This window comes from Stappia sp. 28M-7 (genome assembly GCF_014252955.1).
Lineage (GTDB): Bacteria > Pseudomonadota > Alphaproteobacteria > Rhizobiales > Stappiaceae > Stappia.
Window position 1 is genome coordinate 2,031,311 of the sequence record NZ_JACMIA010000001.1, and the last position, 23,260, is coordinate 2,054,570.

21 protein-coding genes and 1 riboswitch are annotated in these 23,260 nt (G+C 67.4%); of the genes, 16 read left to right on the forward strand and 5 right to left on the reverse strand.

The annotated features are described in order from the left end of the window. Positions 1-17: 17 nt before the first annotated feature. From puuE to H7H34_RS08860, 8 genes are all read left to right on the forward strand, one after another. Positions 18-929 carry an allantoinase PuuE gene (gene puuE, locus H7H34_RS08825; RefSeq protein ID WP_185924964.1) on the forward strand — a complete coding sequence of 304 codons (912 nt, stop codon included), beginning with the start codon at positions 18-20 and terminating at the stop codon, positions 927-929. Beyond that, complete coding sequence (locus tag H7H34_RS08830) at positions 907-1,872, forward strand: PaaX family transcriptional regulator (protein ID WP_185924965.1); 966 nt, start codon at positions 907-909, stop codon at positions 1,870-1,872. Before puuE ends, H7H34_RS08830 begins: the two co-directional genes overlap by 23 nt. Positions 1,873-2,036: 164 nt before the next feature. Then, positions 2,037-3,038, forward strand: a complete 1,002-nt coding sequence (gene paaA / locus H7H34_RS08835) for a 1,2-phenylacetyl-CoA epoxidase subunit PaaA (protein ID WP_185924966.1) — start codon at positions 2,037-2,039, stop codon at positions 3,036-3,038. A gap of 110 nt (positions 3,039-3,148) precedes the next feature. Next, a complete protein-coding gene (gene paaB, locus H7H34_RS08840) occupies positions 3,149-3,436 on the forward strand; it encodes a 1,2-phenylacetyl-CoA epoxidase subunit PaaB (RefSeq protein ID WP_067341684.1) in 288 nt (95 codons plus the stop codon). Positions 3,437-3,450: 14 nt separating this feature from the next. Next, positions 3,451-4,218: a 1,2-phenylacetyl-CoA epoxidase subunit PaaC gene (paaC, locus tag H7H34_RS08845; RefSeq protein WP_120268213.1), complete on the forward strand. Its 768-nt coding sequence runs from the start codon at positions 3,451-3,453 to the stop codon at positions 4,216-4,218. Then, positions 4,218-4,736: a 1,2-phenylacetyl-CoA epoxidase subunit PaaD gene (gene paaD, locus H7H34_RS08850; RefSeq protein ID WP_371811452.1), complete on the forward strand. Its 519-nt coding sequence runs from the start codon at positions 4,218-4,220 to the stop codon at positions 4,734-4,736. The genes paaC and paaD overlap by 1 nt, the downstream gene beginning before the upstream one ends. A 59-nt stretch (positions 4,737-4,795) precedes the next feature. Further along, positions 4,796-5,875 (forward strand): 1,2-phenylacetyl-CoA epoxidase subunit PaaE, encoded by a 1,080-nt coding sequence (paaE, locus tag H7H34_RS08855; protein ID WP_120268211.1) that lies wholly within the window; start codon positions 4,796-4,798, stop codon positions 5,873-5,875. Between the two features lie 67 nt (positions 5,876-5,942). After that, positions 5,943-6,488 (forward strand): AAA family ATPase, encoded by a 546-nt coding sequence (locus H7H34_RS08860; protein WP_185924967.1) that lies wholly within the window; start codon positions 5,943-5,945, stop codon positions 6,486-6,488. A gap of 10 nt (positions 6,489-6,498) precedes the next feature. Here H7H34_RS08860 and H7H34_RS08865 read toward each other — a convergent pair whose 3' ends face one another. After that, the gene (locus H7H34_RS08865) at positions 6,499-7,518 is read right to left on the reverse strand and encodes a zinc-dependent alcohol dehydrogenase (RefSeq protein ID WP_120268209.1); all 1,020 of its coding nucleotides are present in this window, start codon (positions 7,516-7,518) and stop codon (positions 6,499-6,501) included. A gap of 182 nt (positions 7,519-7,700) precedes the next feature. Here H7H34_RS08865 and H7H34_RS08870 point away from each other — a divergent pair, with 182 nt between their 5' ends. Next, the gene (locus H7H34_RS08870) at positions 7,701-9,212 is read left to right on the forward strand and encodes a diguanylate cyclase domain-containing protein (protein WP_185924968.1); all 1,512 of its coding nucleotides are present in this window, start codon (positions 7,701-7,703) and stop codon (positions 9,210-9,212) included. A gap of 25 nt (positions 9,213-9,237) precedes the next feature. Here the strand turns inward: H7H34_RS08870 and H7H34_RS08875 are convergent, their stop codons facing one another. Beyond that, positions 9,238-9,630, reverse strand: a complete 393-nt coding sequence (locus H7H34_RS08875) for a VOC family protein (RefSeq protein ID WP_185924969.1) — start codon at positions 9,628-9,630, stop codon at positions 9,238-9,240. A 199-nt stretch (positions 9,631-9,829) separates the two neighbouring features. Between H7H34_RS08875 and H7H34_RS08880 the strand changes: the two genes are divergently transcribed. Continuing rightward, positions 9,830-10,957 carry a Fic family protein gene (locus H7H34_RS08880; protein WP_185924970.1) on the forward strand — a complete coding sequence of 376 codons (1,128 nt, stop codon included), beginning with the start codon at positions 9,830-9,832 and terminating at the stop codon, positions 10,955-10,957. Positions 10,958-11,044: 87 nt separating this feature from the next. Next, positions 11,045-11,893, forward strand: coding sequence for a fumarylacetoacetate hydrolase family protein (locus H7H34_RS08885; protein WP_185924971.1), 849 nt, complete (start codon positions 11,045-11,047; stop codon positions 11,891-11,893). A gap of 99 nt (positions 11,894-11,992) precedes the next feature. Here the strand turns inward: H7H34_RS08885 and H7H34_RS08890 are convergent, their stop codons facing one another. Beyond that, positions 11,993-13,387 (reverse strand): DEAD/DEAH box helicase, encoded by a 1,395-nt coding sequence (locus H7H34_RS08890; protein ID WP_185924972.1) that lies wholly within the window; start codon positions 13,385-13,387, stop codon positions 11,993-11,995. 695 nt (positions 13,388-14,082) lie between these two features. Between H7H34_RS08890 and H7H34_RS08895 the strand changes: the two genes are divergently transcribed. The 5 genes from H7H34_RS08895 (at position 14,083) to H7H34_RS08915 (ending at position 20,357) form a co-directional block, all read left to right on the forward strand. Then, positions 14,083-16,020: a bifunctional 5-dehydro-2-deoxygluconokinase/5-dehydro-2-deoxyphosphogluconate aldolase gene (locus tag H7H34_RS08895; RefSeq protein WP_185924973.1), complete on the forward strand. Its 1,938-nt coding sequence runs from the start codon at positions 14,083-14,085 to the stop codon at positions 16,018-16,020. After that, positions 16,017-17,852: a 3D-(3,5/4)-trihydroxycyclohexane-1,2-dione acylhydrolase (decyclizing) gene (gene iolD, locus H7H34_RS08900; protein WP_185924974.1), complete on the forward strand. Its 1,836-nt coding sequence runs from the start codon at positions 16,017-16,019 to the stop codon at positions 17,850-17,852. The genes H7H34_RS08895 and iolD overlap by 4 nt, the downstream gene beginning before the upstream one ends. A 36-nt stretch (positions 17,853-17,888) precedes the next feature. Further along, positions 17,889-18,788, forward strand: a complete 900-nt coding sequence (iolE, locus tag H7H34_RS08905) for a myo-inosose-2 dehydratase (protein ID WP_185924975.1) — start codon at positions 17,889-17,891, stop codon at positions 18,786-18,788. Between the two features lie 46 nt (positions 18,789-18,834). After that, positions 18,835-19,641, forward strand: coding sequence for a 5-deoxy-glucuronate isomerase (gene iolB / locus H7H34_RS08910; protein ID WP_185924976.1), 807 nt, complete (start codon positions 18,835-18,837; stop codon positions 19,639-19,641). A 137-nt stretch (positions 19,642-19,778) separates the two neighbouring features. Beyond that, positions 19,779-20,357 carry a DUF805 domain-containing protein gene (locus H7H34_RS08915; RefSeq protein ID WP_185924977.1) on the forward strand — a complete coding sequence of 193 codons (579 nt, stop codon included), beginning with the start codon at positions 19,779-19,781 and terminating at the stop codon, positions 20,355-20,357. Positions 20,358-20,610: 253 nt separating this feature from the next. Here the strand turns inward: H7H34_RS08915 and H7H34_RS08920 are convergent, their stop codons facing one another. Both H7H34_RS08920 and H7H34_RS08925 read right to left on the reverse strand, forming a co-directional pair. Continuing rightward, a complete protein-coding gene (locus tag H7H34_RS08920) occupies positions 20,611-21,231 on the reverse strand; it encodes a HupE/UreJ family protein (RefSeq protein WP_185924978.1) in 621 nt (206 codons plus the stop codon). A 176-nt stretch (positions 21,232-21,407) separates the two neighbouring features. After that, entirely contained in the window at positions 21,408-22,091 is a 684-nt protein-coding gene (locus tag H7H34_RS08925) for an energy-coupling factor ABC transporter permease (protein WP_185924979.1), read from the reverse strand. A gap of 57 nt (positions 22,092-22,148) precedes the next feature. Then, positions 22,149-22,360, reverse strand: a riboswitch (cobalamin riboswitch). Positions 22,361-23,260: the final 900 nt, after the last annotated feature.

Below are 23,260 nucleotides of genomic sequence, written 5' to 3' on the forward strand. Positions count from 1 at the left end.
TGCAACGGACGGTCCCCATGAGCGACACCTATCCGCGCGATCTCGTCGGCTACGGACGCGAGACGCCCAATCCGCAGTGGCCGAACGACGCCAATGTCGCCGTCCAGTTCGTCATCAACTACGAGGAAGGCGGCGAGAACTGCATCCTCCATGGCGACAGCCATTCCGAGGCCTTTCTCTCGGAGATCGTCGGTGCCGCGCCCTGGCTTCGCCAGCGCCACATGAGCATGGAATCGATCTACGAATACGGCTCGCGCGCCGGCTTCTGGCGCCTGTGGCGCCTGTTCACCGAGCGCTCCATGCCGGTCACCGTCTACGGCGTCGCCACCGCCCTGCAGCGCAACCCGGATGCGGTCGCGGCCATGAACGAGGCCGGCTGGGAGATCGCCTCGCACGGGCTGAAGTGGATCGACTACAAGGACTTCTCGCGCGAGGACGAGCGGCGCCACATGATCGAGGCGATCCGCATCCACGAGGAAGTCACCGGCTCGCGCCCGCTCGGCTGGTACACCGGCCGCACGTCGGAATTCACCCGCGACCTCGTGATGGAGGAAGGCGGTTTCCTCTATGATTCCGACAGCTATGCCGACGACCTGCCCTACTGGGTCGAGGGGCCGTCCGGCCCGCATCTCGTCATTCCCTATACGCTCGATGCCAACGACATGCGTTTTGCCACCCCGCAGGGCTTCAACTCGGGCGACCAGTTCTTCACCTACCTGAAGGACACGTTCGACACGCTCTATGCGGAAGGCGAGGCCGGCGCGCCGAAGATGATGAACATCGGCCTGCACTGCCGTCTGGTCGGCCGTCCGGGACGTGCTGCGGCGCTCGCCCGCTTCCTCGACTATGTCGCCTCGCACGAGAAGGTCTGGGTCACCCGGCGCATCGACATCGCCTGGCACTGGCATGCCCACCACGCCGCCGGCTGAGGCCGGCACGGCTCCGGCGGATGTCGAGGCGCTTGCAACGGCCCTGCTGGACCGGCTGCACGAGACCCAGCCGCTGCGCGTCTGGTCGCTGATCGTCACGATCTTCGGCGATCTCGTCGCCCCGCGCGGCGGTGAGGTCTGGGCCGGCACGCTGTCCGATCTGCTCGGCCTCATGCGCATCGATGCAGCTGCCGTGCGCGCGGCGCTCTCGCGTCTTGCCCGCGACGGCTGGGTCGAGCGCGAGCGTCAGGGGCGGCTAAGCTTCTACGCCCTGTCGGCGGCCGGGCGCGCGACCTTCACCCCGGCCTCGCAGCGCATCTATCGCCTTGCGCCGGACGGGGGCGAGACGCGTCAGGTGGAACTGCGCGTCGTCGTGCTGCCCGAAACGGACGGCCGCAATGGCCTTCGTGAGGCGGCCCGCAAGGCGGGTTACGGGTTGCTGGCCCCCGGCGTGCTGCTCGGCACCCCGGCCAGCCCGCCGCTGGACGGGCCCGATTTTCCGCAAGGGGCGGCGGACGGCGCGGTGACGCTGGCCGCCTCCGTGCTGGCCGGGTCGGATGCCGATCTCGTTGCCCGCGCCTTCGATCTCGCCCCGCTGGCCGGCCGCTACCAGTCCTTTTGCCGGCGCTACGCGCCGCTCGCCGATGCGCTGGTGGCCGGACAGGGCGGTGCGGAACAAGGGTGCCTGTCGCCGGAGACGGCGATGGTCTGCCGCATCCTGCTCGTTCACGACTATCGCCGGTTGATCCTGCGTGACCCGATGCTGCCGCCTGCGCTGCTTCCAGCCGATTGGCCGGGCCTTGCCGCCAACCGGCTGGCGGCCCGTCTCTACGGCGCGTTGCGGGCGCCGGCCGAGGCCTGGATCGCGTCCCATGCGCGCGGCCGCGACGGCCTGCTGCCGCCGCCGGATGCCACGGAAGCCCGCCGCTTTTCTGCTGGCTGAACCTGGGAATTCAGACAAATCAGCGACTTGTGCGAACCGGTTCGCCATGGGCTAATGTGTGACAGAAAAAACTTGAAATATAAAAATATCGTCACGTATAATGCGTGGCAGATAAGGCGCGCCCCTTGCGCGTCCCGCATGGCAACCGAGGAGGGGTTGATCGCATGTACACCCAGGCCCTGAACGCCCGTGACGCATCGGACGAGCGCAGCGAGGACGCCGCGCTGCTCGCCGCCTTCCAGGCCCGCATCGACGCGGAAGAGAAGATCGAGCCCAACGACTGGATGCCGGAGGCCTATCGCAAGACCCTCGTGCGCCAGATCTCCCAGCATGCCCATTCCGAGATCGTCGGCATGCTCCCCGAGGGCAACTGGATCACCCGCGCCCCGACCCTGAAGCGCAAAGCGGCTTTGCTCGCCAAGGTGCAGGACGAGGGCGGCCACGGCCTCTACCTTTACTCCGCCGCCGAGACGCTGGGTGTTTCCCGCGAGGAGCTCACCGAGCAGCTTCTGTCCGGCAAGGCGAAATACTCCTCCATCTTCAACTATCCGACCCTGACCTGGGCCGACATCGGCGCCATCGGCTGGCTGGTCGACGGCGCGGCGATCATGAACCAGATCCCGCTCTGCAGGTGCTCCTTCGGTCCCTATTCGCGCGCGATGATCCGCGTGTGCAAGGAAGAGAGCTTCCACCAGCGCCAGGGCTACGAGCTGCTGCTTGAGATGTGCCGCTCTTCGGAAGAGCAGAAGGCGATGGTTCAGGACGCGCTGAACCGCTGGTGGTGGCCGTCGCTGATGATGTTCGGTCCTTCCGACACCGACTCCAAGCATTCCGCCCAGTCGATGGCCTGGAAGATCAAGCGCTTCACCAATGACGAGCTGCGACAGAAGTTCGTCGATGCGACGGTGCCGCAGGCGCACTATCTCGACCTGACGCTTCCCGACCCGGACCTGAAGTTCAACGAGGAAACCGGCCACTGGGAGTACGGTGAGATCGACTGGGAGGAATTCTCCCGCGTCGTCGCGGGCAACGGCCCGTGCAACCGCGAGCGCCTGGACGCCCGCCGCAAGGCCTGGGACGAGGGCGCCTGGGTGCGCGAGGCGGCCCTGGCCCATGCCGAGAAGCGCCGCAACCGCCGCGAGGCGGCCCGCATCGCCGCCGAGTGAGCGCGACACCCCGGCGCGGGGCACGCGCCGGGGGCAAGGCACAACGACGTTCCGAAGGAACATGAGGCTTTCGCACCGGCCATGCGCCCGCGAGCCCGAGGGAGAAAACCATGACCGAGAAGAACACGCCGCTTTGGGAAGTTTTCATCCGTTCGCGCACCGGCATGGCGCATCGCCATTGCGGTTCGGTGCATGCGGCCGACGAGGAGATGGCGCTGCAGGCCGCGCGCGACGTCTACACCCGCCGCGGCGAGGGCGTCTCCATCTGGGTGGTGCCGTCCTCGGCGATCGTCGCCTCCGACCCGACCGAGAAGGACGTGATGTTCGAGCCGACCGCCTCGAAGATCTACCGGCATCCGACCTTCTACGAGATCCCCGAAGAAGTCGGCAACATGTGAGCGGGAGCGGCACCATGACCACGACCGACCAGACCGCCGACCTCTTTGCCTACACCCTGCGCCTTGCCGACGATGCGGCCATTTTGGGCCAGCGCCTCGGCGAGTGGTGCGGCCATGCGCCGACGCTGGAGGAGGATATCGGCCTCGCCAATGTCGCGCTCGACCATATCGGCCAGGCGCGCGCGCTCTACACCTATGCCGGCGAGGTGGAAGGCGAGGGGCGCGACGAGGACCAGCTCTGCTTCCTGCGCCACGAGCGCCAGTTCAACAACTGCCTGCTGGTGGAGCAGCCGAACGGCGACTTCGCCCAGACCATCCTGCGCCAGTTGTTCTTCTCCGCCTTCATGCTGCCGCTGTGGCGCGAGCTGAAGGCCTCGAAGGACGCAACGCTCGCCGCCATCGCCGCCAAGGCGGAGAAGGAAGCGGCCTATCACGTGCGCCATTCGGCCGAGTGGACCATTCGCCTCGGCGACGGCACCACGCAGAGCCATGAGCGCGCCCAGGCCGCTGTCGATCAGCTGTGGCCCTATACGGGAGAGCTGTTCGAGATCGACGGCGTGGTCGAGCGGCTGGTTGCCGCCGGTATCGCGGTCGACCCGGCGAGCTTGCGCGACGAGTGGCACGCCACCTTGCGCGAGGTGCTGGACGAGGCGACGCTGCGCCTGCCGCCCGATGGCTGGTTCCAGACCGGTGGCCGTTCGGGCCGTCATTCGGAGAGCTTCGGCCACCTGCTGTCGCAGATGCAGTACATGCAGCGGGCCTGGCCGGGCCACAGGTGGTGATGGAGATGGGCTCGCGCCTGCACGACATCGCGGGGGAGAGCGCCCGCCGGCGTGCCTTCGAGGTCGCCGCGCAGGTGCCGGATCCGGAAGTTCCGGTGCTGACCATCGGCGATCTCGGCGTGCTGCGCGATGTGCGCATCGCCTCCGACGGCACGGTCGAGGTCGACATCACGCCGACCTATACCGGCTGTCCGGCCATGGCCGTCTTCACCATGGACATCGAGACCGCGCTGATGGCGGAGGGTTTCGGTAAGGTGCGGGTCAATACCGTCCTGTCGCCGGCCTGGACCACCGACTGGCTGAGCGAGGAGGCGCGCGAAAAGCTGCGCGCCTACGGCATCGCCCCGCCGGCCGGCAAGGCCTCCCGCCGTGCCCTGTTCGGCGACGACGAGGTCGCCTGTCCGCGCTGCGGCTCGATCGACACCGAGAAGGTGTCGGAGTTCGGCTCCACCGCCTGCAAGGCGCTCTGGCGCTGCCGCTCCTGCGCCGAGCCGTTCGATTATTTCAAGTGCCACTGAGCTGGCGTCTTGTCTGGCAGGCAGCGGATGCCGCCGGAAGCTTTTGAGGGAGAAACCGCATGTCGCCGAGATTCCATGCGCTGAAGGTCCGCGAAGTGAGGCGCGAGACGCCCGAGGCCGTGTCGATTTCCTTCGACGTGCCGGAGAGCCTGCGAGAAGCCTACCGCTTCGCCGCCGGCCAGTATCTCACCCTGCGCACGGTGATCGGCGGCGAGGAAGTGCGCCGGTCCTATTCGATCTGCGCCGGCGAGGATGACGGCGAGCTGCGTGTCGCGGTGAAGAAGATCGACGGCGGCGTCTTTTCCGCCTTCGCCAACGAGAACGTGGCGGCCGGCGACGAGATCGACGTGATGACCCCGTCGGGCCGCTTCGTGCTGCCGGCGCATGAGGGCGGCCCGCGCCGTCTCGTGGCGGTGGCCGCCGGCTCCGGCATCACGCCGGTGCTCGCGATGATCCGCACGGTGCTGACCCGCGAGCCCGAGAGCGAGTTCTTCCTGTTCTACGGCAATCGCAGCGCCCAGACGATCATCTTCAAGGAAGAGATCGAGGACCTGAAGGACGTCTTCCCGACCCGCTTCGGCGTCTTCCATGTGCTCTCGCGCGAGACCCAGGACGTGGAGATCCTTTCCGGCCGGCTGGATGCGGAAAAGCTGGAACGCCTGTTCAAGTATGTGATGCCGGTGGCGGAGGCGGACGGAGTGTTCCTCTGCGGTCCCGGCGAGATGATCGAGACCGCGAGCGAAGTCCTGTCGCGCCTCGGCGTGGCGGGCGAGCGCATCCACCGCGAGTTCTTCACGCCGGCCGACGGCTCGGCCCCGCATGCGGCCAAGCCCGCGAACAAGGTCTCCGAGACCGCCCACGAGGCGCGCGCGGAACTGATCATCGATGGAGCCCGCGTCACGGTACCGGTCGCGGCCGGCGAGACCATCGTCGATGCGGCCATGCGCGCGGGCGTCGAGGTTCCCTATTCCTGCAAGGGCGGCATGTGCTGCACCTGCCGCGCCAAGGTCGAGGCCGGCGAGGTCGATATGGCGGTCAACTATTCGCTCGAGCCTTGGGAGATCGAGGCGGGCTTCGTCCTCACCTGCCAGTCGCGCCCGGTCTCCGACACGGTGGTGCTCGACTACGACGCGATGTAGGCTCAAGGGACGCGGGGCAGGGCGCTTGATGCGCCGCCCCCGGTTTCCCCATAAAGAGAGCCTTCCCATGCATGAGCGTTTCGTGCTCGTCACCGGCTGTTCCGGTGGCGGAAAATCCACATTGATCGAAGAGCTTGCCCATCTCGGTCACCGAACGGTCGAGGAACCCGGCCGGCGCATCGTCCGCGAGGAACTGGCGGGAGAGGGTAGCGCGTTGCCCTGGGTCGATCTTGCCGCCTTTGCCCGGCGGGCGATCCGCATGGCCGTCGCCGACTGGCGCGGCGCGCATGCCGGAGCGGGTGGCGATGGCTGGACCTTCTTCGACCGAGGCGTGATCGATGCCGCATCCGCCTTCGAGGCCGCGACCGGGCGCGCCGTTCTTGCGACGCTCGCCTGTCGCTACCGCTATAGCCCGCTGGTCTTTCTTGCCCCGCCCTGGCCGGAGATCCATGCGGGTGATGAAGAGCGCCGGCACGGCTTTGCCGCCGCGGTCGAGGAATACGAGCGCCTGGCGAGCGAGTTGCCCGCGCTCGGCTACGAGACCCGGCTGCTGCCGAAAGTCCCGGTCGCCGAGCGCGTCTCGTTCATGCTCGCCGCGCTGGAGCGCGGCTGAGCCGTTCGCGTCAGATCTCCATCACCACGCGCCCGTCGATCTTGCCGGCGCGCATCGTGTCGAAGATCGCGTTGACATTCTCCAGCCGGTCCACCGAGTAATGTGCCGCGACCTTGCCGTCCGCTGCAAAGGCGAGTGCCTCGGCAAGATCGTTGCGCGTGCCGACGATGGAGCCGCGCACGGTCTTGCGGTTCAGCACGGTGTCGAAGATCGGCAGCGGAAAGTCGCCGGGCGGCAGGCCAACGAGGCTCATCGTGCCGCCGCGCGCCAGCATACCGAACCCCTGGCTGAACGACTTGGGCGACACCGCCGTCACCAGCACGCCTTCCGCGCCGCCGCCCTTCTGCACCTCGGCGGCAACGTCGCCGCTTCGCGCATCGAGGGTCATGTCGGCGCCGAGCGCGCGGGCCAGGGCCAGCTTCTCATCGGAGATGTCGACGGCGATCACGTGCATCCCCATCGCTTTGGCATATTGCACGGCCATGTGGCCGAGCCCGCCGATGCCGATGATGACAACGGTCTGGCCGGGCTTCGCCTCGGTCTCCTTCAGCCCCTTGTAGACGGTGACGCCGGCGCACAGCACAGGCGCTGCGGGCGCGAAGGCCAGCCCGTCCGGCAGGTGGCCGACATAGTCCGGATCTGCGAGCACATAGTCGGCAAAGCCGCCATTGACGCTATAGCCGGTGTTCTGCTGGTCGTGGCACAGGGTTTCCCAGCCGCCGACGCAATGCCGGCAATGGCCGCAGGCCGTGTGCAGCCACGGCACGCCCACCCGGTCGCCTTCCTTCACGCTGGTGACGCCGGCCCCGACCGCGGCGACGGTGCCGACACCTTCATGGCCCGGGATGAAGGGCGGCTGCGGTTTCACCGGCCAGTCGCCCTCGGCCGCGTGCAGGTCGGTGTGGCAGACCCCGCTGGCGGCGATCTTCACCAAGATCTTGCCGGGCGCTACCTCCGGCCGCACCACTTCGCAAATGTCGAGCGGTGCGCCGAACGCGCGCACCACGGCGGCTTTCATCGTCTTTCCCATCGGTCTCCCCGTTGCGATTTTCCGTCCAGCCCGGCGCCATTATGGTGCGGCGAGACGAGTCTCGCCTTGCGCGAGATCAAGGTGTGGGCGCTACCGCAGGTTCTTTCCGGGTCCAATCGTTAATGGCACGGGAACCACATCGGTTAGGTGAACATTCAAGTCTTCGTGCCACGGTGCTGCCCATGCAGCAGATCGGAACAAAATCGATGGGGCACTGGCTGGACGGACGCAAGCGCAACATGGCGCTGGCGATTTATCTGGTATGTGCCGCCGTTGTCGTCGCCTTCGCGCTTTCCAACACGCATATGCTCGGCAGCGCCGGCGGCATCGCCGACGAGGTGCGCGCGCAGGACGAGCGCCATCTGGTGCGAAACGAGGTCGACCGTCAGGTCGAGATTCTTGCCGACGACCAGTCGCGCGTGTCCCACTGGGACGAAGCGGTGAGGGCGCTTGTCGCCCGTATCGACTGGACGTTCGTTCGCGAGGAGATCGCCAACTGGCACTGGGAAGACTTCGGCATCCAGACGACCGTCATGGTCGGGCCCGACGATCTGCCGCGCCTGCTGATCTTCGAGGACGATATCCGCTCCAAGACGGAGGCCGAGGCTTACGTCGCCCTGGCCGCCGATCTCGTCGAGGCGGCACGCCAGGCCTATGCCTCCGCCCGGGAACGGCAGGGAAGCGGCTTCCGGGTGTCCCGCCACCCGGTGCGCTCGTCCAGCCCGCTCTACGTTTCCGACGTGCGGGAGGTGAAGGGCGAGATCAACATGATCGTCGCCCAGGCCATCGTGCCCGACGACGATGCCGTGCTGCCCGACGGGCCGCCCAACATTCTCCTCACCTTCAAGCCGCTGATGCCGTCGATCCTGACGGAAATCGGCCGCAAGCTCGGCCTGAAGGACTTCGCGATCCACCCGGTCGACGCGGTCCCGGCAGACAGCGACGTGATCCCGCTGGGCGACGGCACTCCGCGCTTCGTCGCCACCTGGGTCCGCAGCCATCCCTCCGCCGTGATCTGGCGCGAGGCACTGCCGCTGCTGGTCGGTGTTCTGGTTCTGGCGGCCATCGCGCTCGGCTTCGTTGCCCAGCGCTTTGCCCGCAGCCTCCGTCGCCTGCAGCAGAGCGAGGAGCGCAACCGCTTCCTCGCCAATCACGACGCCCTCACTGGCCTGCCCAACCGGCTGCAGTTCGAACAGGAGATGGAGCGCGTCCTGCAGCGCAGCGAACAGGACCGCTGCGCGGTCCTGTGCATCGATCTCGACCGCTTCAAGCAGGTCAACGACACCTGGGGTCATCCCATCGGCGATCTGGTGATCCGTACCGTGTCTGCCCGCATTCTGGAATCCGTTGGCGACCGGGGCATGGCCGCGCGTGTCGGCGGCGACGAGTTCATCGTGTTGCTGCGTGAGGGGCTCGACCGCGCCTCGGTGCTGGCCCTGTGCGATGCGATCGTCGACAGCGTCTGTTCGGAGATCGTGTTCGATGGCGGCCGGGCCTCGGTCGGCGCCAGCATCGGCGTCGCCTGGTGGCCGGACGATGCGCTCACTGCCAAGTCGGTGATCCGCAGCGCCGACGACGCACTCTACCGCGCCAAGCAGGACGGCCGGGGCCGGACCTTCCTTGCCACCGGCTACGTCCATCCGCCCGCGCCGCCGTCCACAGCCCGCGCAGAAGACCCGTCGCCCGCCATCTGAGCTGCAGCCGCGCGGGCTGTCGCCCTTACATCGGCAGCGACAATTGCCAGGACAGGCCGAACCTGTCGATCAGCCAGCCGAAGCGCGGGCTGAAGCCGTAATTGTCCAGCGGCATGAGAACCGTGCCGCCGTCCGACAGGCGCGCAAAGGCAGTGTCGAGCGCCTCCGCATCCTCCATCTCGACGAACAGCGACATGGATGGCGTGAAGTCGAAGTCGTGCGGCATCGGGCTGTCGATGACGATCAGGTTCTGGCCGGCGAAGGAGACCTTCGCCATGCGCACCGTTCCGGGGGAGGCCGTGTCGTCGCCGTTCAGCTCCAGCAGGTCGAGGGCGAAATCGGGAAACACCGCCTGATAGGTCTCCAGCGCGGCGCGCGCCTTGCCCTGGAACATCAGGTGGGTGAATGCTCTGGTCATCTGCGGGGCCCTGTCGTTTCGAGTGTCTCGAGGCGTCAAAGCGTTACAATGCAATCCGCGACGACTGCTCGCAAGAGTGGTGCCCACCCCGCATGTCTGGCTCGTGCGGCGATTAAACCCGCTAATCACCGCATGATATGCGGTGATTAATTGCAGTTGCGGCGAATGAGGGTTATATTCTCCGCAAAAGGTGCGGAGAATGGCGACCTATATCCATCAACTCGATGCGTGGCCGAAAGTCCACTTCGACCATGCGGCGGTCTCCGGCCCGCTGGCGGCCGTGCGTCACCGGCAGGGACGGCTGGCCGGGCGCATGGATGCGCTTGGCTTCGAACTGCGCTCCGAGGCGGTTCTGGAGACGCTAACGGCGGATGTCGTGAAGTCGAGCGAGATCGAGGGCGAGATCCTGGAGCGCAGCCAGGTTCGCTCCTCCATCGCCCGCCGGCTCGGCATGGATATCGGCGGCCTGCCGCCGGTCGACCGCAATGTCGAGGGCGTCGTCGAGATGACGCTGGATGCGGTCGGTGCGTTCGACAAGCCGCTCACGCAGGAGCGCCTGTTTGGCTGGCACGCGGCGCTGTTTCCCACGGGGCGCAGCGGCATGCTGCGCATCGCCGTCGGTCGCTGGCGCGACGAGGAGGCAGGACCCATGCAGGTGGTCTCGGGCCCCTTCGGCCGCGAGAAGGTCCACTTCGAGGCTCCGCCCGCGTCCCGTGTTGCCGGCGAGATGGCCGCTTTCCTGGAGTGGTTCGAGAGCCCGGATACGCTCGACCCGGTGTTGCGGGCCGCGCTCGCGCATCTGTGGTTCGTCACCATTCACCCCTTCGAGGACGGCAATGGCCGTATCGCGCGCGCGGTCGGCGACATGGCGCTGGCCCGTTCCGAGGGCAGCGGCCAGCGCTTCTACAGCCTCTCCTCGCAGATCCGGCAGGACCGCAAGGGCTATTACGAGATCCTCGAGCGCACCCAGAAAGGCGATCTCGACATCACGCCCTGGCTGCTGTGGCTTCTCGCCTGCCTCGACCGCGCGCTGGACGATTCTGCCCGCATTCTCGAGGACGTGCTGCGCAAGGCGGCCTTCTGGCAGGGGCTGGCCGGCGAGCCGCTCGGCGAACGCCAGCGCAAGGTGCTGAACCGCCTGCTCGACGGCTTCGACGGCAAGCTCACCTCGTCGAAATGGGCGAAGCTGACCAAGACCTCGCCCGATACGGCGCTGCGCGATATCAACGATCTTGTCGCCCGCGGCATTCTCGCGCGCGATCCCGGCGGCGGGCGCTCCACAAGCTATTCGCTGGTTCTGCCGGACGCCCGTTCCGGCCGATCGTGATCCCGTCGGTGCGGCGATTGCCGTTTTTCCTCAACCGCCTATGATCGCGCGACCCCGTTTGCACGGTCGCTTTTGAGGAGACCTTCCATGAAACTCGTCCGTTTCGGACCTGCCGGCAGCGAGCGCCCCGGCCTTGTCGATGCGCAAGGGCGCATCCGCGATCTTTCCGCCCATGTCGACGATATCGCCGGCAAGACCCTTTCCGACGAGGGGCTGGCCCGCATTGCCGCGCTCGATCCTGCCTCGCTGCCGCTGGTGGAAGAGGGCGCGCGCATCGGTCCCTGTGTCGGCCAGGTCGGCAAGTTCGTCTGCATCGGCCTAAACTATTCCGACCACGCGGCCGAATCCGGTCTCGACGTGCCGCCCGAGCCCATCGTCTTCATGAAGGCGACCTCGGCGATCTGCGGTCCCGACGACGGTATCGAGCTGCCGCGCGGCTCTGTAGCAACCGATTGGGAGGTGGAGCTCGCCGTCGTTATCGGCCGTCACGCCAAATACGTGTCCGAGGCCGATGCGCTGTCCCATGTCGCGGGCTACTGCGTTGCCAACGACGTGTCCGAGCGCGATTTCCAGACCAAGCGCGCCGGTCAGTGGACCAAGGGCAAGTCGGCCGACACTTTCGGCCCGCTCGGCCCCTGGCTGGTCACCCGCGATGAGGTGGCCGACCCGCAGGCGCTCGGCCTGTGGCTCGACCTCAACGGCAAGCGCATGCAGACCGGTTCCACCGCGACCATGATCTTCGGCGTCGCCAAGGTGATCTCCTACCTGTCGCATATGATGAGCCTGCATCCGGGCGACGTGATCTCCACCGGCACGCCGCCGGGTGTCGGCATGGGCATCAAGCCGGCTCCGGTCTATCTGAAGCCGGGCGACCGGTTGGCGCTCGGCATCGACGGCCTGGGCACCCAGAACCAACTGGTGCGCGCCGCCGACTGACGCGGGCAGGGGCGGGGAGCCTTGCCCTGAAACGAGAAACGCCGGCGCGGAGGGATCCGCGCCGGCGTTCGTTTTCAAGCGTGTTTCGGCGTTGCCGCGTTACGCGGGCTGGAACGAGCGGACACGGCCGCGCTCGCCGCTGTGATCGCGCGGCTTGGCGCCCTGCGGGCGGCTGTTGCGCTGCTGCTGGCCTGCCGGCTTGTCCTTGCGTGCGCCGCCATTGCCATTGCCGTTGGCACTGCCGCGGAAGCCGCGAGCCTCGCCGCGACCTTCATCGCGTGCGGCGCCTTCGCCGCGCGGGCGGAAGGGCTTGCGCTGCTGCTGCTGGCCACGGCCGCCGCCGCCACGCGCCTGCTTGCGCGGGGCCGGGCCGTCGTCCTCGCGCTCGACCAGCACCTTGCCGATCAGCTTCTCGATGTCGCGCAGGAACGGACGCTCCTCGCGGTCGCAGAAGGAAACGGCGATGCCGCTCTTGCCGGCGCGCGCGGTGCGGCCGATGCGGTGTACATAGGCTTCGGGAACGTTCGGCAGCTCGTAGTTGACGACATGCGACACGCCATCGACATCGATGCCGCGTGCGGCGATGTCGGTAGCCACCAGCACCGGGGTGCGGCCGGAGCGGAAGTTGTCGAGCGCCTTCTGGCGCTGGCTCTGGCTCTTGTTGCCGTGGATCGCGGCGGCCGACAGGCCGGCCTGCTCCAGCTGCTTGGTCACCTTGTCGGCGCCGTGCTTGGTGCGCGTGAAGACGATCGCGCGATCCATGTCCTCGCTGCGCAGCACGTCGACCAGCGCCTGGCGCTTGGCGTCGCGCTCGATCAGGAGAACCTTCTGCTCGATGCGGTCGATCGGCTTGGAGGCCGGAGCCACCGCGATTTCCTGCGGGTTGTTCAGAAAGTCCTCGGCCAGCGCGCGGATCGGCTTCGGCATGGTCGCCGACAGCAGAACCGTCTGGCGGTCACGCGGCAGGCTCGCCAGGATCTGGCGGATCGCCGGCAGGAAGCCGAGGTCGAGCATGTGGTCGGCCTCGTCCAGAACCACGGTGGTGGTCTTGTCGAGACGGATGGCACCGCCCTGCATGTGGTCGATCAAGCGGCCCGGCGTTGCGACAAGAATGTCGACGCCGCGCGCCATGTTGCGCACCTGCGGGAAGGGACGGACGCCGCCGACCACGACGGTGGCCGAATGGCGCACCTTCTGGCCATAGGCGCGGATGCTGTCTGCGATCTGGGCGGCGAGCTCGCGCGTCGGGGCGAGGATCAGCGCGCCGCAGGTCTTCGGCTCGGGCCGGCTGTTCTGCGCGACGATGCGGTTGAGCAGCGGCAGCACGAAGGATGCGGTCTTGCCGGTGCCGGTCTGGGCGAGGCCCAGCACGTCGGCGCCCGACATGATCGCGGGAATGCCCTGCGCCTGAATCGGCGTCGGGGAGGTATAGCCCTCGGCCTCAAGGGCCTTGAGGATCGGCTCGGCGAGGCCGAGGTCGTTGAACGTGGTCAAGCGGACTCCTTGCTCGCGCCGGCACGCCATCATGGGCGAGCGGTCGCGGTCCGTGTCTGTCATGAAGGGAGCTTGCGCAGATCAGCTGCCTTGGGGGCGCGCCGGCACCGAAAACGGACCATGTTGTCCGCCGCTCGGGTAGCAGCGCTTCGTATCGGCAACGATCGGGAGGAAGGTTGCGTCTGGGCGCCGGTCACGAAAGGCTCGTGTCTCCACGCGGACGCCGTTGCGCCGCATAGACCACGTTTGATGTTGCGATGCAACGAAAATCGCTTCCGAAGCCCCGTTCGAGAATTTGGAACAAAAATTCCATATGCGGTTTTTGCACGGCTGTGCAAGGCCTCGCTCCCGCATGGCTTCATGGCTGGACGGGGTGGCGTGGGGCGTATTTGGGTCCGATTGGATCGCTTTGCGCAGCGGTCAAATCGGATGCGGTGCGTGCCCCATGGTCTGCGCCTGATACCAGATGACCGGCTGTAGCTTGATTCTCTACGGGATTGATATCAGGCCAAAACCCGCCAATCCTAGCGGCATCTCTTGTGGTTTTCGTCGCGCCCGCCGTCGCGGTCCCCGGTCTCGTTTTCCACCACGGGCGGGCGATAAAGCGGTTGCAGTCGGCCATAATGGAATTTATGTTCCGTTTTGAGGGGCGAATAGGCCCCTTTGCGGTTCCGGCAGGGCGGGGAGAGGTTGTCATGAGTTCGCAGCAAGGCCGGGACGCGCGGCCGCTCGATGTCATCACCATCGGCCGCGCTTCGGTCGATCTCTACGGCTCCCAGGTCGGCGGCCGGCTGGAGGACATGCGCGGCTTCGCCAAGTATATCGGCGGCTCGCCCACCAACATGGCGGCCGGCACCGCGCGGCTCGGTCTGCGCTCCGCCCTCATCACCCGTGTCGGCGACGAGCACATGGGCCGCTTCATCCGCGAGGAACTGGTGCGCGAGGGCGTCGACGTGCGCGGCGTCAGGACCGATCCGGAGCGGCTGACCGCGCTGGTGCTTCTGGGCATTCGCGACCGCGAGCAGTTTCCGCTGATCTTCTACCGCGAGAATTGCGCCGACATGGCGCTGGACGAGGGCGATATCGACCCTGACTTCATCGCGGAAGCCGGCTGCATCACCGTCACCGGCACTCACCTGTCCAACCCGCGCACCGAGGCGGCGGTGCTGAAGGCCTTGCGCCTTGCCCGCGAAAACGGCGCCCGCACGGCGCTCGACATCGATTACCGGCCCAATCTCTGGGGCCTTGCCGGACACGATGCCGGCGAAAGCCGTTTCATCGAATCCAGCGCGGTGACCGCCAAGCTGCAGTCGCATCTTCACCTCTTCGACCTGATCGTCGGCACGGAGGAGGAGTTCCACATAGCCGGCGGCAGCACCGATACGCTGGCGGCCCTGCGCGCCGTGCGGGCTGTCTCCGCCGCAACGCTCGTGTGCAAGCGCGGGCCGATGGGCGCGGTCGCCTTCGAGGCCGAGATCCCCGACGATCTCGACCAGGGCATCTCCGGCCCGGGCTTTCCCATCGAGGTGTTCAACGTGCTGGGCGCGGGCGACGGCTTCATGTCCGGCCTCTTGCGCGGCTGGCTGCGCGACGAGGGCTGGGAGCGCGCGCTGACCTATGCCAATGCCTGCGGCGCGCTGGCCGTCTCGCGGCACGGCTGCACCCCGTCCTATCCGAGCTGGGAGGAGCTGTGCTTCTTCCTGGAGCGCGGCGTGCGCGTGCCGGCGCTGCGCAAGGACGCGGAGCTGGAGCAGATCCACTGGTCGACGACCCGCAAGGGCGACTGGCCGGAAATGCGGGTCTTTGCCTTCGATCACCGCAAGCAGCTGGAGGAACTGGCCGCCGAGCTCGGCGCCGACCCCGCTCGCATTCCCGCCTTCAAGAAGCTGTGCCTTGCCGCCGCCTGCCGGGTGCAGGCGGGGCGACCCGGCTACGGCATCCTCAGCGACGGGCGGCTCGGAGAGGAGGCGCTGTTCGCTGCCGCCGGCACGGGCCTTTGGATCGGCCGCCCGGTGGAACTCCCCGGCTCCCGGCCGCTGGAACTGGAAATCGGCCCGGACTTTGGCTCCGGCCTTGCCGAATGGCCGGCCGACCATGTGGTCAAGGTCCTGTGCTTCTGTCATCCGGACGACGACGAGACGATGCGTGCGGCGCAGGAGGCGACGGTGCTGCGGCTCGCGCGCGCTGCGCGTGCCAACGGGCTCGAGCTGCTGCTGGAGGTCATTCCGTCCAAGGTCGGGCCGGTCGGCGATGACACCACGGCGAAGCTGATCCGCCGCTTCTACGAGATCGGCGTCTATCCCGACTGGTGGAAGCTGGAGCCCTCCGTCTCCGCCGCCGCCTGGGCGCAGACCTGCGCCGCGATTTCCGAGAACGATCCGCATGTTCGTGGCATCGTCGTGCTCGGTCTCGACGCACCGGTCGAGGATCTGGAAGCCAGTTTCGCGGAAGCTGCCCGCTTCCCGCTGGTCAAGGGCTTTGCCGTCGGGCGCACCATCTTCTTCGAGGCGGCGCGGAGCTGGCTCGGCGGCAGGCTTGACGACGAGGGCGCGATCGCGCTCATGGCGTCGAAATACGAAACGCTTTGCGCGGCCTGGGACCGGGCGAGGGCGGCAGACGGGAGAGCGGCATGACGACGACCATCCGGCTCACGGCGGCACAGGCCGTCACGCGGTATCTCTGCCGGCAGATGAACGAGGACGGCGTTCCCTTCATCTCCGGCGTCTGGGCGATCTTCGGCCACGGCAATGTCGCGGGCCTCGGCGAGGCGCTCTACGGCGTTCGCGATGAGCTGCCGACCTGGCGCGGCCACAACGAGCAGGGCATGGCCCATGCCGCCGTTGCCTATGCCAAGCAGCTCGGCCGCCGCCGGGCGATGGCCGTCACCACCTCCATCGGCCCCGGCGCCACCAACATGCTGACCGCCGCGGCCATGGCCCATGTCAACCGGCTGCCGGTGCTGCTGCTGCCCGGCGACGTCTTCGCGGGGCGCGCGCCCGATCCGGTGCTGCAGCAGCTGGAGGACTTCGGCGACGGCACGGTCAGCGTCAACGACTGCTTCCGTCCGGTCTCGCGCTATTTCGACCGCATCACCCGGCCCGAGCAGCTGTTGACCGCGCTGCCGCGCGCCTTCCGCGTGATGACCGACCCGGCCGAATGCGGCCCGGTCACGCTCGCTTTCTGCCAGGACGTGCAGACCGAGGCCTTCGACTGGCCGGAGAGCTTCTTCGAGCCGAAGGTCTGGCGCATGCGCCGACCCCAGCCGGATCCGGCCGAGCTGGAGGAGGTCGCGCGCCTGATCGCCTCGGCCGAGCGCCCGGTCATCGTTGCCGGCGGCGGCATCCATTATTCCTTTGCGCATCAGGCGCTTGCGCGTTTCGCCGAAGCGCACGGCATTCCGGTCGTCGAGACCCAGGCCGGCAAGTCGGCGCTTGCCTGGGACCATCCTCTCAACTTGGGGTCGGTCGGCGTCACGGGCTCCTCGGCCGCCAATGCGGTCGCCGCCGAGGCCGACGTGGTGCTTGGTGTCGGCACGCGCTTCCAGGACTTCACCACCGGCTCCTGGTCGCTGTTCGCGCGGCCGGACCGCAAGCTCGTCAGCCTCAACGTCTCGCCTTATGATGCGGCCAAGCACGGCGCCGTGCCGCTCTGCGCCGATGCGCGCGACGGGCTGGAGGCTTTGGGCCGGGCACTTGGCGACACGCGGTTCACGCCGCCGGCGGATGATCTCAAGCGCGAGTGGATCGCCGCCGTGGACGCGGCGACAGCCCCGCCGCCCGATGGCAACGCGCTGCCGAGCGATGCCCAGGTGATCGGCGCCGTCCAGCGCAATGTCGATGAAAACGCAGTGGTTTTCTGCGCGGCCGGCGGCCTGCCGGGCGAGCTGCACAAGCTCTGGAAGGCTGCCCGGCCGATGGGCTACCACATGGAATACGGCTTCTCCTGCATGGGCTACGAGATCGCCGGCGGGCTCGGCGCCAAGATGGCGCAGCCCGAGCGCGAGGTCGTCGTCATGGTCGGCGACGGCTCCTACATGATGATGAATTCCGAGCTCGCGACCTCGGTGATGCTGGGCCGCAAGCTCATTGTCGTGCTGCTCGACAATCGCGGCTTCGGCTGCATCAATCGCCTGCAGAGGGCGACCGGCGGCGAGAGCTTCAACAACCTGCTCGACACCGCCCGCCATGTGGTGCCGAGCGACATCGACTTCGCCGCGCATGCCGCCTCGATGGGCGCGATCTCCGAGAAGGTCGACGACATCGCGGGGCTTGAGGCCGCGCTGGTGAGGGCGCGGGCGTCGGAGCGCAGCCACGTCATCGTCATCGACACCGACCCGCTGGCGACGACCGAGGCCGGCGGCCACTGGTGGGACGTCGCGGTGCCGGAGGTCTCGACCCGCGAGGCGGTCCGCTCCGCCCGTGCATCCTACGAGAAGGCCGTGAAAAAACAGAACCTTGTCGACTAGTCTTCACCCCGCTTCGACCCTTTGAAGGCGTAACAGATGATCCTCTACGGCACCAACCCGATTGCCTGGTCCAACGACGACGACCAGAGCCTCGGCGCTCACATTCCGCTTCAAACCTGTCTGTCGCAGGCTGCCGAGATCGGCTTCGACGGCATCGAGAACGGCCACAAGTTTCCGATCGATCCGGCCGAGCTCGCCGCAACGCTGGCTCCGCACGGCCTGAAATTCGTCTCGGCCTGGTACTCGCTGCATCTGCTGACGCGCTCGGCCGACACCGAGATCGAGGCGATCGGCGAGCATCTGGCGCGGCTGAAGGCGATGGGCTCGCCGGTGCTGATCGCCTGCGAGACCTCCAACGCTATCCACGGCAATGACGGGGTTGCGGTCAACGACCGCCCCCGTCTCGACAGGGACCGGTTCGCCGCCTTTTGCGCCGATCTGGAGAAGGTCGCGGCGCATTGCGCGGCCGAGGGCGTGCCGCTCGTCTACCATCATCACATGGGCACCATCATTGAAAGCGAAGAGGAAATCGACGCGCTGATGGAGCTGACCGGCCCGGCGACGCGGTTGCTGCTCGACACGGGCCACGCGTATTTCGGCGGCGGCGATCCGGCGCGGCTCGCCGAAAAGCACATGGGCCGCGTTTCACATATCCACGCCAAGAACGTGCGCCCGGATGTGATGGCTGAGGTTCGGAAAGAGGGGCTGAGCTTCCTGGAAGGGGTACGCCGGGGCGTCTTCACCGTGCCGGGCGATCCGGAGGGCGGGGTCGATTTCGCGCCGGTGCTGAAGACCGCTGCAAAGCACGATTATTCGGGCTGGCTGGTCATCGAGGCGGAGCAGGACCCGGAGGTCCGCGACCCGGTGACCTACCAGTCGATGGGCCTCAAGGCGCTGAAAGCGCTGGCGCGCGAGACCGGCCTCGACCGGGGATAAGGTGGGCCGCAAGGCCTCGATACACACGAGACGGGAGAGGGACGCCATGGCCGATCTGCTGGTGAAACCAAAGGGCAAGCACGGCAAGGTGCACGATATCACGCCGCAGAGCGCCGGCTGGTCCTATGTGGGTTTCACGCTCTACCGGCTGGCGCCGGGCGAGAGCGCGAGCGAGGCGACGGGCGACCGCGAAGCGATCCTGGTGCTGGTCGAGGGGCGGGCCGAGCTGAGCGCCGGTGGGGTCTCCTTCGGCGAGCGGGGCGAGCGCATGAGCGTCTTCGAGCGCAAGCCGCCGCATTGCCTTTACGTGCCGAACGGCTCGTCCTGGGAAGCGAAGGCGACGACCGAGCTGACGCTGGCCGTGTGCACCGCGCCGGGTAGCGGCGGGCACGAAGCCGGGATGATCGAAAACATCGGTTTCGAGGAGCGCGGCAAGGGCACCAATACCCGCTACATCCATCCCATCGCGATGGAGGACAAGGACGTCGCCGACAGCCTGCTGGTGACGGAGGTTTTCACGCCGCAGGGCCATTGGTCGTCCTATCCGCCGCATCGGCACGACGAGGACAACTACCCCGACATGACCTATCTGGAGGAGACGTACTATCACCGTCTCGATCCGGCGACGGGCTTCGGCATCCAGCGCGTCTTTACCGAGGACGGCAGCCTCGACGAGACGATGGCGGTGTCGGACGGCGACGTTGTGCTGGTGCCGAAGGGCCACCATCCCTGCGGCGCGCCCTACGGCTACCAGATGTACTATCTGAACGTGATGGCCGGCCCCTTGCGCAAGTGGCGCTTCAAGAACCATCCCGATCACGACTGGATCGCGCAGCGCGACGCGAAGACGTGACGGCACGGCCGAAATGCGAAATGGCGGTGCCGCTATCCCCGGTTAACCGAGATCGGAGATTGCAGGAAGCCGCCATTTTGTCCCCGTTTGCACAATGCTAGCTTGCAGCCATTGACGTTCTGGTTGCGGGTAATTTCATGTTGGAGAATTTTTATAGCCCGAAGGGGCGTATGGGGCGGATCGACTGGTGGATCTGCTCCACCTTCGTCACCGTCATCGCCTTCGGTTTTCTCGCGTTCGTATCGGGATATGCCAAACGCTACGGGCCGATGACCCTCGACGTGTCGATCATCATTGTCGCCGCTGCCTTGATGATCTCATGGGCCAGTTTCTGCATCTCCTCACGCCGGCTGCACGACATCGGACGCAGCGCCTGGTGGTATCTGCTGATCTTTATCCCCCTGATCGGCAGCGCGATCCTCTTGCTGCTATGGGCGTTCTATCCCGGAACGCCGGGCACCAATCGCTTCGGGCCGCGACGCTCCGGGGGCGAGGCCTATGCAGGCTCGGCGACAGGATCCGGGCTGACGGCCGACGAGATCGACGACCTGATCCGCCGGCATGCCAATGGCCGGGGCGGCCAGGGCGGCAGCCGGACAGCGATGGCGGCGAGCGGTCTGCCGCCGCAGGGCCAGCCCGTCGTGGTGGAAAAGCGCCGCGTGCCGCCGGGCGGCGGACATCCGCGCCCGACCTTCGGCCGCCGAGGGCTTGCCTGATCGGCGCAGACGCCTGAATTCCTTGAGAAAAGACGCCCGGACGAGATCTCGCTCGCCCGGGCGTTTTCATGCCTGTTTCGCCGCGTGCAAATTTCGAGACGGATTTTGCGAAATTCCGTCGCAAACAGCGCGAAATTCGAGAATCCGGTCTCAAACTCACGAAAACCCCGCGGCGGACCGATCCAGGGGCGAAAACCACCCGCTCGAGCGGGTTATCCCCGCTCAGGGTCAGAGGCGGTAAAGTGGTCGCCGGTCACCCGCTGATGAGCAGGGCGGCACCGGCGAGCGCCGTCAGACCGCCGAGCGCGCGGGTCAAGGCGTGGCCGCGCGACGAAGCGAGCTTGCCGAGGCCATAGCCGAGCGCGATGCCGGCGGCATGCAGCAGGGCGGTTGCGAGCGCGAAGCCGGCGCCGTAGGCGAGCTGCGTTGCCGCGCCGATCTCGCCGCCATGGGCATGGCCGTGGAACAGGGCGAAGGCGGCGACGACGGCGGCCGATCCGGCGAGCGGTAGCCGCACCGCCAGCGCCACGAACAGGCCGAGCGCCACGACCGAGGCGAGGATCGCCGGTTCGACGAAGGGCAGGGCGACGCCGCCGAGCGCCAGGGCGAAGCCGAGCAGCATGGTGCCGACGAAGGCGGCCGGCACCAGGGCGATCGCGCGGCCGCCGATCTGCCAGGCCCAGAGGCCGACGGCGATCATCGCCAGGATGTGGTCGGCGCCGAACAGCGGATGGCTGAAACCGGCGGCGAAGGAGCCGTGCTCGCCGGGATTGAGATGCGCAAGGGCGGGCGTCGCCGTGGCGGCAAGGGTTGCGGCCAGCGAGCCGGCCAGGAAAGCGGTGCGGGCGAACCCGGCGGATGTGAACCTCGTCATGCAGTCGATCCTTTTCTCAAGTCGATCAGGACGCCCCGGAATGGGTCGCGTCATTGCTTCAGGTCCTGGACGTCTTCTCACCTCAGGCTGTTTTGTCGTTTTGCCTGTTCCAAGGCGTGAGGGGCCTGCCCCCCGAAAGAAAACCGGCCGCACGAGGCGGCCGGGAAGAGATGCCGTCAGGCGGCAGCGTGGTAGAGGCGCTGCTGGAAGACGAGGCCGGTACGGGCCTTGTCGAACAGCTTGGCGCCGGCGAGCACGGCCAGATCGACGAGCGGCTCGACGATGATCACCGTCAGGTAGGCGAGGCCGAAGCTGCCGACATTGGCGAGGTTCTCGGCGCCGAGGCCGCCGCCATAGAGCGCCCAGAAGCCGACCCAGGCGACGATGCCGCCCTGGTAGCTGGTCGAAAGGGCCAGCGCCTGCTTGTAGCTGACGTCCTTGTAGGCGGTCTTTGCCGGAATGATGCGGCGTGCCAGGAGGCTCATGGCGAAGAGCGGCACGATCAGCGTCGTCAGGTTCATGCCGTACTGGGGCAGGTCGGCCGGGGCGAAGAACACGCCCTGCACCAGCAGGCCGAGCGCAAGGCCGATGCCGGCCGGACCGGCACCGAGCATCAGATAGAGCGTCGAGCCGAGAATGACGTGAACCTCGGACACGCCGACCGGCTTGGTCGGAAGCACTTCGAAGAAGCAGAAGACCAGCGCGGTCGCGATCACCGAGCGGACCACCAGGGCGGCAAAGCCCCCGTCGCGGCGAATGGTGTCGATCGCCATCTTGCCGATCAGGCCGACAGACGCGGCGGCGGTCGCAACGCTGAGTAGAATCTTGGCGCCGTCGACGACGCCGGGTTCGATATGCATATCAGCCTCCTTGGCGCACCCACCGTGCGCGGAGCTATGGGAAAGGCGCAAGAAATGCTTGCGCCGCGGCTGATGGCAGGTCTCCTGGCTCGCGGTTCATTGCGCCTGTCCGCCTTCCCGGCCGAAGGGCCAGTGGCATTGGGACAGCGCTCGCCGCTCACAGTTGCGGGGGCAGCCACGGATTCGGTCCCTGTTGGGTACGCCTCGCCGTGTTCCCTTTTCACCCGCGTTCGGCTTTGCCTCACGGGTACCATCACCTTGCAATGCTAGAGGGCGGGGAGTTGGTGTGACAAGATCAATTTTCGTCCGATCCTGTTCGAAACACGGCGTTTCGTGCCGGGAAATGAGGCAGAGGCCGTGCCCCATTGGCGCTCTGGGCAGGCGTGAGGCTTCTCCCTGGTGTCTTCCCGGACGAGGCCGAAGGCCGAAGATCCGGGACCGGGGAGCCGCGGCGGTCGTGGCATGATTCCGGAGCGCTCCCCATAGGCCCTCGGCTCTCCGATCCCGGCTCGTCGCTGACGCGCCGTCCGGGATGACGAAGGAGAGGTTTCGGTGTCCTCGCAGCCGCTCTGGGAACGAATGGGCCCCGGATCTCGCAATGCTCGTCCGGGGTGACGGCAGAGGGGATGCGGGGTGACGGCGGAGGGTGGGGAGAAGGCGTAGGAGGGACGGTAAAGGGCGGCGGCTGAGGTGATGCGAGGCGGCGCCTCCTACTCGGCTGTCATCCCGGGCAAGGCGCAGCCGCGACCCGGGACCCATTGGCGCCCTCGGCAGGCGTGAGGTGGGAGGCGCCGCCATCCTGATGGCTGTCATGCCTGCGAAGGCAGGCATCCAGTATCCGCTGGGGCGTGTGGGTTTGCGAAAGCGGATGCCCTCGACGAAGGGCGCTCGCGGCGACGTCACGGCTCGAACCGTGCGGCCTGGGGTTACTGGATCCCGGTCTTCGGCTTCGCCGAAACCGGGATGACAGGCTCAGTGTGGGGTGGGCGCAGGCGTGTTTCGCCGCCGCTCTGGGAACGAATGGGCCCCGGATCTCGCGATGCTCGTCCGGGGTGACGGCAGAGGGGATGCGGGGTGACGGCAGAAGGGAGGAGCGCCGGCGGCGGGGCGTCGGACATGCAGGACGCAGCGGCGACCGACAGGCAAAAAAGGGGCGCGGCCCGTCAAGG

Bases quoted from the DNA above. Each gene is read 5' to 3' on its own strand.
- puuE (WP_185924964.1), top strand. From the start codon at position 18: ATGAGCGACACCTATCCGCGCGATCTCGTCGGCTACGGACGCGAGACG.
- H7H34_RS08830 (WP_185924965.1), top strand. From the start codon at position 907: ATGCCCACCACGCCGCCGGCTGAGGCCGGCACGGCTCCGGCGGATGTC.
- paaA (WP_185924966.1), top strand. From the start codon at position 2,037: ATGTACACCCAGGCCCTGAACGCCCGTGACGCATCGGACGAGCGCAGC.
- paaB (WP_067341684.1), top strand. From the start codon at position 3,149: ATGACCGAGAAGAACACGCCGCTTTGGGAAGTTTTCATCCGTTCGCGC.
- paaC (WP_120268213.1), top strand. From the start codon at position 3,451: ATGACCACGACCGACCAGACCGCCGACCTCTTTGCCTACACCCTGCGC.
- paaD (WP_371811452.1), top strand. From the start codon at position 4,218: ATGGAGATGGGCTCGCGCCTGCACGACATCGCGGGGGAGAGCGCCCGC.
- paaE (WP_120268211.1), top strand. From the start codon at position 4,796: ATGTCGCCGAGATTCCATGCGCTGAAGGTCCGCGAAGTGAGGCGCGAG.
- H7H34_RS08860 (WP_185924967.1), top strand. From the start codon at position 5,943: ATGCATGAGCGTTTCGTGCTCGTCACCGGCTGTTCCGGTGGCGGAAAA.
- H7H34_RS08865 (WP_120268209.1), bottom strand. From the start codon at position 7,518: ATGGGAAAGACGATGAAAGCCGCCGTGGTGCGCGCGTTCGGCGCACCG.
- H7H34_RS08870 (WP_185924968.1), top strand. From the start codon at position 7,701: ATGCAGCAGATCGGAACAAAATCGATGGGGCACTGGCTGGACGGACGC.
- H7H34_RS08875 (WP_185924969.1), bottom strand. From the start codon at position 9,630: ATGACCAGAGCATTCACCCACCTGATGTTCCAGGGCAAGGCGCGCGCC.
- H7H34_RS08880 (WP_185924970.1), top strand. From the start codon at position 9,830: ATGGCGACCTATATCCATCAACTCGATGCGTGGCCGAAAGTCCACTTC.
- H7H34_RS08885 (WP_185924971.1), top strand. From the start codon at position 11,045: ATGAAACTCGTCCGTTTCGGACCTGCCGGCAGCGAGCGCCCCGGCCTT.
- H7H34_RS08895 (WP_185924973.1), top strand. From the start codon at position 14,083: ATGAGTTCGCAGCAAGGCCGGGACGCGCGGCCGCTCGATGTCATCACC.
- iolD (WP_185924974.1), top strand. From the start codon at position 16,017: ATGACGACGACCATCCGGCTCACGGCGGCACAGGCCGTCACGCGGTAT.
- iolE (WP_185924975.1), top strand. From the start codon at position 17,889: ATGATCCTCTACGGCACCAACCCGATTGCCTGGTCCAACGACGACGAC.
- iolB (WP_185924976.1), top strand. From the start codon at position 18,835: ATGGCCGATCTGCTGGTGAAACCAAAGGGCAAGCACGGCAAGGTGCAC.
- H7H34_RS08915 (WP_185924977.1), top strand. From the start codon at position 19,779: ATGTTGGAGAATTTTTATAGCCCGAAGGGGCGTATGGGGCGGATCGAC.
- H7H34_RS08920 (WP_185924978.1), bottom strand. From the start codon at position 21,231: ATGACGAGGTTCACATCCGCCGGGTTCGCCCGCACCGCTTTCCTGGCC.
- H7H34_RS08925 (WP_185924979.1), bottom strand. From the start codon at position 22,091: ATGCATATCGAACCCGGCGTCGTCGACGGCGCCAAGATTCTACTCAGC.